Below are 13,312 nucleotides of genomic sequence, written 5' to 3'. Positions count from 1 at the left end.
TTTATTGTTATGCCCGGGCGCTTTGCGCCCGGGTCATCTCTTGCAGGTGCTATCAGGTAATGATGTGTTGCTGGTTAACAAGCTCGTCGTAGGTGGTCTGAACGTTATCAAGCGTAACGAGCGTGGTATTAGTGTAGGTGGACCCCGCACCATCACGGTCGATGGAGATCACAGTGTTGCTACCGCTTTGTGTGACATGGATATAATTCCCCAACGAGGCGGTATTACCGTCCCAGCCCACCAGCAGATCGCCAATGTCGATCTTGTCTCCCTGCGCCAGCGAGAACCCTGTCCAGTGATCGCCTCCGGCGCTGCTGACGTTACCCGCCGTGGCATTCCCCACCGTACTGTTCAGCACCTGGTAAATCAGCGTATCGCCGTAGGCCGTACCGGTGATGGCGTCGTTATGTTCCGAGCTGATGAACTGAGGTGCCATATTGATGGTCAGCGTGGCGCTGTCCGTGTTGCCGTTGGCATCGGTCAGGGTGTAGTTGAAGGTCTCCTTCGAGGTCATGGTTGAGAGCGATACCCCGCTGTTGAGGGTATAGGTGTAATGACCGTCAGCGCCGATCGCCAGGATGCCGTAATGGCCGGTGATGTTCACCGTTGCGCTGCCGGTATACGGATCCAGCGTGGTGGTCACGCCGTTGTAACCGGTCACGCTCAGACGGGTATCCACCGAGTGGAGCTGATCCAGCACGCCGCCAGAGTCGGTACCGTCAAAGATGTTGCCGTTGACGGTGTGGCTGCCTGTGACGTCAAAATCACTCAGCGAGTAGGTGGTGCCGTTCACGCTTGGCGTGATGGTGATGGTCCCCACGCTGAGCCCCGGGACGCTGCCGGTAAAGTTCAGCGTATAGGTCCCGGTGTTGAGATCCAGCCCGGTCAACGGAACGTCGATACTGCCGCCCAGCAGCGAGCCGCCGCTGAAGGAGCCGCTGCGGATCACGCCCGAGCCGTCGCTGATGGACCAGTTCACCGTTAGTCCGCCCAGCGCCAGCAGCGAGGCCACGTTAAAGTGCAGCGACGCGTTGTGCAGTGCGGTGTTCGGGTCGACAACGAAGGTCCCACTGCCGCTGCCCTGGGTTGACGAGAACAGGGCCGTCGTCCAGCTGGCGGTGCCCACGGTGGTATCTGAATACGCCGAGGTGTGGTGCACCGAGGTGAGGTCCATGGTGCTGCTGACATCGTTCACCGCATTCATCGCCTGCGCGGTTGGGGTGATGTTGAGCGACGCTGTATCCTTCGAGCCGTCAGGCGCGGTAACGGTGTAAACGAAGGTATCCGGCGTGCTGATATGGTCCGCCCCCACGCCGCTTCTCAGGGTATAGGTGTACTGACCGGACGAATTGATGGTCAGCGTGCCGTATTCCCCCTGAATGGTGGTGGTGCCGCTGCTGTTGACCGCCACGCCGTTCACTTCCGTAACCAGCGTGCCCGCTGGCACCGGGTCATTCGCCAGCACGTCGCCCGTGGTTGTTTCGCTAATACTCGCCACGCTGTAGACATGATCCTGCAGGACGCTCAGGGTGTAACCCGTCAGTACAGCGATCCCGGACGCGGTATTCAGCAGGAACAGATACTCCCCGGCGGGCAGGTTCAGCGTCAGCTGCGGTGACGTTCCCCCCAGCAGCGGGGCGCGTAGCCAGCCCGATTCGACGCGAACCTGCTCGAAGGTCTGGGTCGCGTTGTTGAACTTATAGACGTACAGATCGAACACCGACGCCAGCGCCACGCCGCCCACCGAGGCCTGGATGGTCATGGTGCGGGTCGTGCCTTCCTCCACGTTGTAGATAATCGGGTTGGTCATGTCGTCCAGCAGGTTAAGCCCCAGCGTGTTGCCGAGATTAATGCCCACCAGGGTAAAACCGTTCTGAGACGAGGCGCCGTTATTAATCTCGCTCACGGTGGTGTCAAAGGTCAGCGAGGCCGTGTCGTCCACCGCCACAATGCCGTTAATTACCGTACCGGCACCCAGAGACAGCACCAGGTTTGCCGACGCGCTGACGCCGTTATGAGTGATGGTATAGGTGAAGCTCTCCGTGCGGCCAATGACCGCGGCGCTGGTGTCGGTCAGGTTGTAGGTGTAGCTGCCGTCGCGATTAATGGTCAGCGTACCGTACTGGCCCTGAATCACCGTGCCGTCGGCGTTCACGCTGGTGGTGACGCCCTGGGCGTTAGTGACCGCGGAGATAGTGGTCCCTGCCGGCGCGTTGTCGCTGCCGGCGGTTGGATCCGTATCGAGGATCACGTTGCCGTTGAGGCTGGTTTCACCGGTGACCGTACCCGGACCGGTCTCTTTCACCGCCACGTCGAGGCTGGTGTAGGAGCCGGTCGCCAGCAGGTTGGTGTTGTAGCTGAGCACGCGATAGTTGCCGTCAGCCAGCCCGGTCAGGTTCAGTGAGACGCCGGTTGCGCCGAGGGTCAGCAGATCGGCAAACTGCGGCTGGCCGGTATCCACCACGGTGGTCCAGGCGCCGTTGACGTAATGCTGAACCACCAGCTCCAGGGTATTGAGCAGAGAGAGCACCGCCCCCGTGGCGTTGGCGTTCACCACGATATCCGCGCTGCCGCCGCTGCCCACCGTGAAGTTCACCTGGGCGGTATCGTTGCCCAGCAGCGTCAGGACGTTGCCGACGGCGCCGACCAGCAGGAAGCCGTAATCGCTGTACTGGCTGTTGGTCACGGTTGCCGTGGTGCTGAGGTTCAGCTCTTCGACGTTATTGCTGGCGGAGAGCGGCACCACCGGCGCAAGGGCAGAGCCCGGCAGCGAGGTGTTGCCTGCGGCGTCGGTGGCGGTGATCTGCAGCGTCTGGCCTTCGGTCTGTTTGTTAATGAAGGTGTAGCTGTAGGTGCCGTTGCTGCCCGCAGTGGCGGTCACCGTCGAGCCGTCCGCAAGGCGGATAGCGACGGTGCTGCCTGCTTCCGCAGTCCCGGTCAGGACGCTACCGTCAGCGTTGAAGGTCCCGGTCGGTGCCGTTGGTGCGATCGTATCGACGATAATCGTCGTCACGGCGGACGCCACGCTGGTGTTGCCCGCCGCATCGGTGGCCGTGGCGGTGAGGTTATGCGTGCCTTCCGCCAGCGCGGTGGTAGTTTGCGGCAGGGTCCAGTTACCGCTGCCATCGGCGGTCACCGTACCCACTAGCGTGATGCCATCGTAGATCCGCACCGTGGCATTCGCTTCGGCTGTCCCGCTCAGCGTTGGGCGCGTGTCGTTGGTCGGATTCGTACCGGTCACCGGCCCGGTGACGCTGCCGACATCATCAATGACCGAACTGATGACCGGCGCGGCTGGCGGGAGGGTATCGACGTTAATCACATACCCGGCGGTGGGCGCGCTGGCGTTGCCTACCGCATCGGTAGCGGTAAAGGTTAAATTGTGCGCGCCGTTGCTCAGCGCCGGAGATGGCGTAAAGCTCCACGCCCCACCGGTCGCCGTCACGCTGCCGATTTGCACGCCGTTATCAAAGATTTTCACCGTGGAACCCGCTTCTGCCGTGCCGCTGAGCGTTGGCTGCGCGTCGTTGGTGATCCCGCCGTTGGCAATCGGCGTCGCCGCATTGCCCACGTCATCCACGATACTGGTCAGCACCGGCAGCGCAGGCGGCGTGGTATCGACAGTGAGGCTGAAGCTGGTGGAGGACACGCTGGTGTTGCCTGCTGCATCCGTGGCCTGCGCGGTAAAGCTGTGCGGACCACTCGCCAGCGTGGTGGTGAGCAAGATACTCCAGTTCCCGCCGCTATCCGCGGTGCCCGTTCCGACAAGCGTGGTTCCCTCATAGATCTTCACGGTGGCAAACGGTTCACTGGTCCCGACAAGGCGCGGTACGGTGTCGTCGGTTGTCTGCCCGGACGTGAGCGGGCCGGTGATGCTGCCCACGTCGTCTATCGCCTGGCTGATAACCGGCGCGTTCGGTGCCGCGGTATCAATAATCAGGGTAAAGTCCGGCGAGGTCGGGCTGACGTTACCCGCTGCATCGGTGACCGTGGCGGTCCAGGTATGGCTGCCGCTGGCCAGCGGCGCTGACGGCGTAAAGCTCCATGCCCCGGTACCGTCCGCCTGAACGGTGCCGACCGGCTGCCCGTTTTCATAAACGGTGACCGTGGCGTTGGCGGTCGCGGTGCCGTTCAGCGTCGGCGTGGTATCGTCGGTGCTCTGCCCGGAAGAGAGCGGGGTTTGAATGCTGCCCACATTGTCACCCGCGGTCGAAATGACCGGCGCCGACGGCACGCCCGTATCCACCGTCAGGTTAAACGGCGTCGTCGTGCTGCCGGTATTGCCAGCCACGTCGGTGGCGTTGAAGGTGATTGCGTGCGGCCCGTCGCCCAGATCGGTGCCCGGGGTGAAGGTCCAGTTGCCCTGGGCATTCACCACCGCCGTGCCAATTTCGCTGCCATCAACGATCACGTGCACTGTGGCACCCACGTCGCCCGTGCCGTTGAAGGTCGGACGCGCGTCGTTGGTCGTGTTGCCCGACGTGAGCGTCCCGGTGACGGGCGCGACATCGTCAATTACGCTGGTCACCACCGGTACGCCAGGGGCTGTGGTATCAACGGTAAAGGCGAACACTGATGAGTTAGCCGAGGCGTTGCCTGCCGCATCCGTTGCATAGACGCGAAGGGCGTAGCTGCCGTCGCCCAGCGGCGCGGCCGGCGTAAAGGACCAGTTGCCGCTTCCGTCAACGACCGCAGTACCAATCTGCGTGCCGTTATTCATGATGTGAATAGTGCTGCCAGCTTGCCCGGTACCGCTGATGGTTGGGGTGCTGTCGTTGGTCACCTGACCGCTGGTGAGGTTGCCCGTGACGCCGCCAGGGACGTTGTCGTTTACCGTATCCAGCGTCGGAACCGTTGGTGCCGTCAGGTCAACCACCACGCTCCAGGGGGCTGAGACCGCGCTGACGTTGCCCTGCGGATCGGTCGCCCGAACGGTGAAGCTGTGCGAGCCTTCGCCGAGCGCGGTGTCAGGGGTAAACGTCCATGCGCCGTTGCTATCAGCCGTCACCACGGCGATCTGCGTGCCGCCATCGAAAATAGTCACCACGCTGTTTGCGTCCGCTGTCCCCGAAAGGGTTGGCGTGGCGTCGTTCGTTTCGCTGCCGCTGACCACCGTGGTGGCAGCGTTACCGACATTGTCCGTAACGTTGGTGATGACCGGCGTGGCGGAAACGGAGTCCACCACGACGGTGAAGCCCGCCGAAGGACCGCTCTGATTCCCCGCCGGGTCTGTCTCGCGGATGGTCAGGACGTTATTCCCCTCTGCCAGAGGCGGCGTGGTGTAGCTCCAGGTGCCGGTATTGCCGATCACCACGCTGTCCAGCAGCACGCCGTTGTTGTAGATGGAGATGGTATCGCCTGCTGCGCCGGTGCCGGTGAGGGTCGGCTGGTTGTCGTTGGTGGTCTGCCCGCTGGTCAGCGGACCGGTGCCTGGGCCGACGTCGTCAATCACGGCGCCGATGGTCGGCGTGCCCGGTGCGGTGAGGTCAACGGTAACGCTGGCCGCCGGAGAGCGGCCGCTGGTCAGGCCATTGAGGGTCGCGGTCACCTCAAAGGTGTGCAGCCCCTCGCCAAGGACGGCTGGCGTATAGCTCCAGTTGCCGCTGCCGTCGGCAGTAACTGTCGTCAATGGCGTCGCGCTACCGTCCAGGTAGATGGTGATCAGGCTCCCCGCCTGAGCCGTGCCGGTAAGGGTAGGGGTGGTGTCGTTGGTGGTTTTGTCTTTCACATCGCCTGTGATCGGGGCGACGTCATCGTTGATCGCCGTGATGACGGGCACCTGCGGCAGGTCGAGCGGTGAATCGGTAACGATAAAGGACGCGCCAGGGCTGGCATTTCCTGCGGCATCGGTAGCGCTTACGGTCAGCGTGGTCGGATCCAGCTGCGCCGGGCTCAGCGCAATGGAGAAGCTGCCGTCGCTTGCGACAACGCCGGTACCAATGACGGTCCCGCCGCTGTCTTTCACGGTAACGGTGGTTCCCGCTTCGGCATTACCGGTCAACGGGGTCCCCTCCTGTGCCAGGGACATGTTGGTCGGGTCGGCAGGTGCGGCGGTGTCAACCGTCACGCTCAGCGGCGTAGAGTTTCCGGAGGCGTTACCCGCAGGGTCGGTAGCAGAGACGGTGAAGGTGTGCGGGCCATCCGACAGCGTTGTGCCTGCCGTCCAGCTCCAGCTGCCGTCCGGCTGTATCGTGACCGGCACGCCCGACGGGGTACCGTCGATGGAGACGATAACGGTGGTGCCGGGTTCGCTGGTCCCGGTGAGGGTCGGCGTGCCGTCGCGGGTGTAGAGCACGTTGTTGGTGAGCTGGCTGTCTGAAACGGCATTAATCTGCGGAATCTCAGGCGTAGCGGTATCGAGCGTGACGGTAAAGACCGCACTCGGCGCACTGACGTTGCCCGCCGCATCCACGCCCGCAACGGTAATGTTCAGCGGGCCGTCCGTTTGCACTGGAAGCGTCAGGCTCCATTCTCCGTTAGCGACCACGACACGGCCCAGCTCGACGCCGTTGTTGTAGACAATCACTGTCTCACCGTTAACGCCGGTTCCGCCCACTGTCGGCGTGGTATCCGTGATGTAGCCCCCGTTAGGCTCGCCGCCCACGGCGCCAATCACTGGCGGAACCGGCGCCACGGTATCTACGGTGATCGTAATCGCTGGCGACGGGTCAGAGACGTTGCCCGCCTCATCGGTGGCGGTGGCGGTATAGACGTGGCTGCCCTCCGCAATGTCGCTGCCAGGGCGCCAGCTCCAGTTGCCGTTGCTGTCTACCGTGACGGTGCCAACGATAGTCGGCGTGCCGCCGTTGACCGTGTCAGTGATGTTGATAACGTCGTTCGGCGTACCGGTGCCGCTCAGCACCGGGCGCGGATCGTTGGTGGTGCCGCCATCGGGAACGGGGCCGGTGATCTGGGTGACGCTGTCGGTGACGATCGGTGCCGCAGGGGTTGCCGGCGGGTCGGTATCAATGGTGATGGTAACCGGCTGCGACGGGGCGCTTTCGTTGCCCGTACCGTCCATGTTGGTGACGGTCAGGGTGATGTCATAGGTGCCGCCGGGCAGCGGGGATGGCGGCGTCCAGGACCAGTTGCCGGTATTGTCCACGACAGCGTCACCGATTTTGACGCCGTTGCCGTAGATCGTCACGGTATCGCCCGCCGTGCCGGTACCGCTCAGGGTCGGCGTGGTGTCGCGGGTGATTTCCCCCGGGGTCAGCGGCGTTGCTGTCCCGTCAGGATTGACGGTAATTTCCGGGATATCCGGCGTGGCAGGCGCGACGGTATCCACCGTCAATACAAACGGGCTGGAGATAGTGGTATTGCCCGCGGCATCCGTGGCGTGAACCGTCAGGGAATGCGGGCCGTCGGTGAGCGGGGTAACGGGCGTAAAGCTCCAGCCGCCGCTGCCGTCGAGGGTGGCGGTGCCGAGCAGGGTAGTGCCGTCATAGACGGTGATCACCGCATCCGCCGGGGCGGTGCCCTGCAGCAGCGGCTGGGTGTCGTCGGTGGTATCGCCGCTGGTGAGCGGGCCCTGAACGCCGCCGACATCATCGGTCACGGTGGCAATGGTGGCAGCCGTCGGCGGTGTGGTATCGACGGTCAGGGTGAAGCCGCTTGACGGCTGGCTGGTGTTGCCAGCCGCATCGGTGGCGACAACGGTAAAGGTATGAGGCCCCTCCCCAAGCGGCACGGTGGGGGTATAGGTCCACACGCCGTTGTTGTCGACCGGGGCCGTGCCAAGAACGGTGCCATCCAGGCGGATGGTGACCGTCGAGCCTGGTTCAGCCGTGCCGTTGAGCGTAGGCGTGGTGTCGTTGGTGCTGTCGTTGGGGTTGAGCGCGCCGAGGCGCTCCGGCACATCATCCAGCACCTGGGTAATAACCGGGGCAGCAGGCGCGACGCTGTCAATTGTCAGAGTCCAGGTGTTGGAAACACCGCTGATGTTGCCTGCCGCGTCGGTCGCGACCGCGGTCAGGGCGTGCGGACCCTCACCGATCGGCGAGGAAGGCGTAAAGATCCATACGCCGAGGCCATTGGCAACGGTCGTACCGATAGCCACACCGTCCACGCGGAGGGTGACCGTCGCGTTTGGCTCGGCGGTACCGCTGAGCGTCGGGGTGGCGTCGTTGGTGGTCTCATTAATATCGAGCGAGCCAGTACGCCCGGGGACATCGTCGACGACTTGTGAAATCACCGGTGCGCCAGGTGCCGTCCCGTCGACATTAATTGTCCACGCGGTTGATATTCCGCTCGGGTTACCGGCGGGATCCGTCGCCGTTGCTGTCAGCACGTACGTGCCATCGGTTAGCGGTGCGGGCGGCGTAAAGCTCCACAGGCCGGAGGAGGGAACAACCGTCGTACCGAGGACATCGCTGCCGTTATAAATCGTGATGGTCGAACCCGCCTCGCCCGTTCCGTTCACGGTCGGCGCCCGGTCGTTGGTAATCCCGTTCGGGCCCACGGGGCCTGTGGTGGCCTGCACGTCATCAATCACAGACACGATAATTGGTGCCTGCGGTGGGGTCGTATCCGGTGACGCGGCGGCGGTTGCGGGTCCCGTGTTGCCTGCCGCGTCGGTGGCGTCAGCGGTCAGGATTTCGCCATTGAGCTTCGGCGGGGTCAGCGGAAGGCTGAAGTTACCCTGGCTATCGGCAACAACGGTACCGAGGGTGACATCGCCTTCACGGATGGTCACCGTGCTGCCTGCTTCCGCGATGCCGCTGATGGTGCCGCCATCATTCGAAACCACGAGGTTTCCAGGGGCTGACGGCGGGGTAGTATCCACAGTAAAGGTGATAGGTTCTGAAGCCGTACTCTGGTTTCCGGCCGCATCGGTTTCAGTGACGGTTATGGAGTGTGTCCCGTCCGGCAGCGGAGCGTTTGGCGTAACGCTCCAGGTACCGTTGGGCTGCACCGTCGTTGTGCCAATCGCCACGCCGTTATCATAAATGGTGATGGTTCCACCCGGCTCGCCCGTTCCCGCCAGGAGCGGCTGTGAAGCATCCGTAGGCGCGCCCGACGTAATGGTCCCCCTGATAAGACCTGTATCGTCGGTCAGCACAATCGCGGTCGGGGCGTCCGGCGGAGTAAGATCCACCGTAAGAGTAAACACCGGTGAGGCTGGCCCGGTGTTGCCGGCGGCGTCGGTTGCCTTCACGGTAATCTGGTGAGTGCTTTCACTCAGGTCAACTGACGGGGTAAAGGTCCAGGTGCCGTTGCTGGCGACGATTGCCGTACCAATAGCGACTCCTCCGTCATAAATCGTCACGGTCGAGCCCGCCTCGCCGGTGCCGGTAAGCTGTGGGCGCTGATCGTTGGTGCTGCCGCCGTTGGACACCGTCCCTGTCTGCGGGGCGATATCGTCGATTACACTACCAATCGTTGGCGCATCGGGCGCGGTTATGTCCGGCGCGTTGAGCGTTGTGCCCGGGCTGGTATTCCCAGCGTTATCCGTCGCGGTGGCAGTCACCTGCTCGCCGTTGGTCAGCGGTGTTCCGAGGGAGACGGTAAAGTTGCCGTCGCTGCCCGTTTTTCCGGTGCCAACGACATTGCCGTTCGCGTCTTTCAGCGTGATAGTGCTGCCGGGTTCGGCGGTACCGGTAACGGTCTTGCCATCTGAAGAGAACTTAATACCGGACGGTGCATTCGGCGGGGTTGTGTCCGGATCGGCAGGATCGACGGGGATGTTGGGGTTGGTGGTATTGTTATTACCGCCATCTCCGCCACCGCCACCGCCACCGGTACTTGCCGCAGCCGCGATACCGCCTGCAGCGACGATGCCGCCGAGGGCCCATGGCCAGAAGGCGGCACCACCGGCATCACTTCCTGACGCCGCAAGCAGCACGTCCGTAGACGCGATAGATTCGTACGTCGCGGCCCCGGCCGGATCTTCAATCCACCATAACGCGCCGTCGCTGTCCTGCAGAACCAGCTGGCTCACGCCCTGCGCGTCCGTGACGTAGAAATTTTTTACAGTGATCACTTCGCCGGAGTGCAGCGTAACCAGCAGATCGTTACCACTTCGCGCGAAGTGGGAGACACTCGCTCGCTCGACATGAAGCTCAACGATGGAGGAATGGCTCAGCGTGACCTGTGTGCCTTCCATTTTCGTTTCTACGCCAGTAAGTTTCGAGATAACAGAGATTTGGCTCATTTAGTTATTACTCCAGCAGATGTGTCATGAACGGCGAGCAAGACGAGCCATCTCTGCAGAAGGTAAAGGGCGCCCCCGGCGCAGTCGCTGTTATAACGCAGCGCTGACCGTTTTTTAGCGCGCACGATGCCCGCCAGGATTCAGAGTGGCAACATCAGAGCGAATCTAATTTTTTATGAAAGAGAACCGTTTTATTCGTGTTTTATGTTTTGCAAAACCCTGTAATTAATAGAGGAATTATTTTTGAGGATATAAAATTGATATAGACAGAAAACATGGGTTGTGCAAATTAAGCTTTCAAAAATAAGTGCGAAAACAAGGTGGAAGGCATTGGTATATTGATGTTGTCAATAATTAGGCTGGTGCAATCAGTTGTTTTATATGGCTTTAATTTTAGTGTGTAATGTTTTTTCTTAGCGTGGTTTATGCACTGCGATAATTGGTAGGGAATGTTTTTAATATAATGTAAAACGATATTGTTTAGATTTGATTAATGTTCATTTAAGTTAGGGTAAAGTTTTTGATATAAGATATATTATGTCACTTGCACTATAAAATATATTCTTATGTGAGGTTAAAACTCTGCTATCACGCGAAATAATAACGTTAAGGTGAGGATGAATAACCTGATTTATTTTCATTGGGCTACAACGTCAGCATGATTTCGCGACAGCAAAAAATTTACGGGGAGAATGAATAAAACTCATCAGTCGGACGTTTACTGACGTCACACCCCACTCACCCTGGAGCTTTATATGAATACGACCTCGTTTCGTTTGATCCCGGTACTGATTTTTTCCCTGCTGTCGCCACTGGCGCTGGCGATGGGCAATAATAGTACCGAGAGCAAAACGCCCGACTGTCCTGCCGGACAGGTGTATGACAGCGCTACTCAGAAATGCGTGCCGGACAAGAGCAGCAGCCTCAGCGACCAGGACAAAACCAACTATGCGTACCATCTCGCGAAGAAAGGAGAGTACCAGGCGGCGCTGAATCTGCTTGATTCGCTGAAAAATGGCAATACGGCTGAAGCGTGGAACTATCGCGGGTTCGCCACGCGCAAACTTGGTCGTACGGACGAAGGCATTGGTTACTATCAGCGTGCGCTGGCTATCGCCCCGGATTATGCCAAAGCCCGGGAATATCTCGGTGAAGCGTGGATGGTAAAAGGACGTCCTGACCTCGCGAAAGAACAGCTGAAGGTCATTGCCGGTATTTGTGGCCAGTCCTGCGAGGAGTACCGTGACCTGCAGGCCGCCATTAACGGACATCCGGAATCCTGATTTTCTCGTGGAGGGAAAGCCCATCGCTACCAGTGAGGTTCGTCAACAGTTAGCCGCACATCTGTCGCGTCTCTGGCGCTATGGGCTGGTGCTGTCGCGAAACAGAGATGTCGCTGAAGAGCTGGTTCAGTCCACCTGCGTGCGTGCGCTTGAAAGGAGCAGCCAGTATACGCCGGGCACACGCATCGACAGGTGGCTGTTCGCGATACTGCACTCCATCTGGATCTCTGAGCTTCGGGCTCGACACGTGCGTCAGGGGCAGGGATTTGTGGCCAGCGACGAGCTTCTGGCACCGGACACCCGCGAACAGGATGAGACGCGTCTGCATTACCTTAAGGTGATGCAGCGCGTCAACACGCTGCCTGAAGCCCAGCGCAACGCGGTATTTTTGGTTTATGTCGAAGGCTTTACCTACCAGGAGGCGGCGGACACGCTGGAGGTGCCGATCGGTACCGTGATGAGCCGGCTGGCAACGGCGCGGGCTCGGCTTGCCAGATCCGCTGACGCACTGCCTCCGGTAAAGGAGAAACGCTATTGAACGCGCACCGTTTTGCACCGCCCTATAACGACGACGCTATCGTGGCATGGATAGATGGCGAGATGTGCCGCGCCGACGCGCAGCATTTTGAAGAACAGTTGAAACGTGATGAACGCCTCGCCGGGCGAACCAACGAGCTGATGAAAAGCAGCCAGGATTACGCCGGGGCGTTTGCCTCCCTGCTGGATGACGCGCCTCTGGAGACAATGCAGGCGCGTCTGGCTGCTATTCCCGAACCACAGTCCTCCACGCCGCCTGGCGTCAGCAGGCGGTCGCTAATTGCCGCATCGGTCAGCTTTTTGATGGTCGGCTCCGGGCTGGGCTACCTGCTGCGGCCCACTTCCGCGCCAGCGGATGAGAATGCCCATATTCGCGACCTCGAAGCGCAATATATGTCCCTGTATAGCGTCGAGACGCTGCTGGATATGGACAGCGCAACGCCGGTCCTGCAGCGCGGGCTGGAACGGGCCGCGCAGGATATCGGCATAAAGCTGCACATGTCGCAGCTAGTCCTGCAGGGGGCAGAGTTGAAGATGGTGCGAATGCTGCGCTATGAAACCACCTCTATCGCGCAGATTGCCTGGATCAACGCCGACTACGGCCCGATGGCGCTCTGTATTTCTCCTGTTGACGAGAAGACCAGGGCCTCTCTGCGCCAGGAGCAGCGGCACAGCATGAACCTGGCGTGGTGGCAGGAGGCGGGCTACCAGTTTGTCCTGATTGGTCGCAATCCGCCGTCTCACCTGCGGGGAAATGCGGAGCAGCTACAGCGGCTCATTTCAGGATGACGGCACGTCGTTTGTCTTAATCGCAATGGCGATGGCAATACGATCGTCCACGACCAGCGCAAACTTATCCATCCCATAGGACGCGCGCGAGATCGCCGTGGTGGCATCCAGGGTGAGGACTTGCGCATGCGGGTCTTTCACCACGGCCTCCAGGAGCACCGGGCGGGCAATGTTACGCACGGTCAGCGTGCCGAACACCCTGAACCGCCCGTCACCCAGGGCGACCACGCGAGAGCTGATGAACTCGATAGTCGGGTAGTGCTCAGAATCAAAAAACATATCGCTTTTCAGCTGCCAGGTAAGCAGCTTGTTTGAGGCCACCAGAGTTGCTACGGGAATGGTGACGTGAATATGGTCGTCGACGTCGTTTTCCGGGTTGAGGGTCACGGCGCCCGTCACGCCGCTGAACGTCGCCCAGGAGAGGATACCGCCGAAGGCATGCCACGATAGCCGAATGGCGGTGTTGTCGGTGTCGATAATGTAGCTTTTTGGGGCAGCTAACGCCCACGGACAAAACAAAATCAGCACTATCACCAGGCGTCGCAGCATC

The 13,312-nt window shown here is 60.9% G+C and carries 5 protein-coding genes; 3 read left to right on the top strand and 2 right to left on the bottom strand.

The window, feature by feature from the left end:
• Nucleotides 1-52: 52 nt before the first annotated feature.
• Nucleotides 53-10,153: a BapA/Bap/LapF family large adhesin gene (locus AC4IC4_RS17660; protein ID WP_491471606.1), complete on the bottom strand. Its 10,101-nt coding sequence runs from the start codon at nucleotides 10,151-10,153 to the stop codon at nucleotides 53-55.
• Nucleotides 10,154-10,908: 755 nt separating this feature from the next.
• On the opposite strand from AC4IC4_RS17660, the gene AC4IC4_RS17655 reads away from it, so the two are divergent.
• From AC4IC4_RS17655 to AC4IC4_RS17645, 3 genes are read left to right on the top strand one after another with little or no spacing between them, the layout of a single operon-like run.
• Nucleotides 10,909-11,436: a tetratricopeptide repeat protein gene (locus AC4IC4_RS17655; RefSeq protein WP_024908319.1), complete on the top strand. Its 528-nt coding sequence runs from the start codon at nucleotides 10,909-10,911 to the stop codon at nucleotides 11,434-11,436.
• A gap of 7 nt (nucleotides 11,437-11,443) precedes the next feature.
• Complete coding sequence (locus tag AC4IC4_RS17650; protein WP_491471605.1) at nucleotides 11,444-11,974, top strand: RNA polymerase sigma factor; 531 nt, start codon at nucleotides 11,444-11,446, stop codon at nucleotides 11,972-11,974.
• On the top strand, nucleotides 11,971-12,762 hold the full coding sequence (locus AC4IC4_RS17645; RefSeq protein ID WP_473713273.1) for an anti-sigma factor family protein: 792 nt from the start codon (nucleotides 11,971-11,973) through the stop codon (nucleotides 12,760-12,762). The genes AC4IC4_RS17650 and AC4IC4_RS17645 overlap by 4 nt, the downstream gene beginning before the upstream one ends.
• Here the strand turns inward: AC4IC4_RS17645 and AC4IC4_RS17640 are convergent.
• Complete coding sequence (locus tag AC4IC4_RS17640; RefSeq protein ID WP_032645317.1) at nucleotides 12,754-13,311, bottom strand: YceI family protein; 558 nt, start codon at nucleotides 13,309-13,311, stop codon at nucleotides 12,754-12,756. The two genes, AC4IC4_RS17645 and AC4IC4_RS17640, sit on opposite strands and share 9 nt — an antisense overlap.
• Nucleotide 13,312 lies beyond the last annotated feature (1 nt).

The sequence above is a fragment of the Enterobacter sp. Taxon_2 genome (assembly GCF_058355295.1).
The sequence above is the reverse complement of the archived record's forward strand: the minus strand, read 5'-3'. Positions and strand labels throughout refer to the sequence as shown.

Excerpts from the sequence above, each read along its gene's own strand:
- AC4IC4_RS17660 (WP_491471606.1), bottom strand. The coding sequence starts at position 10,153 with ATGAGCCAAATCTCTGTTATCTCGAAACTTACTGGCGTAGAAACGAAA.
- AC4IC4_RS17655 (WP_024908319.1), top strand. The coding sequence starts at position 10,909 with ATGAATACGACCTCGTTTCGTTTGATCCCGGTACTGATTTTTTCCCTG.
- AC4IC4_RS17640 (WP_032645317.1), bottom strand. The coding sequence starts at position 13,311 with ATGCTGCGACGCCTGGTGATAGTGCTGATTTTGTTTTGTCCGTGGGCG.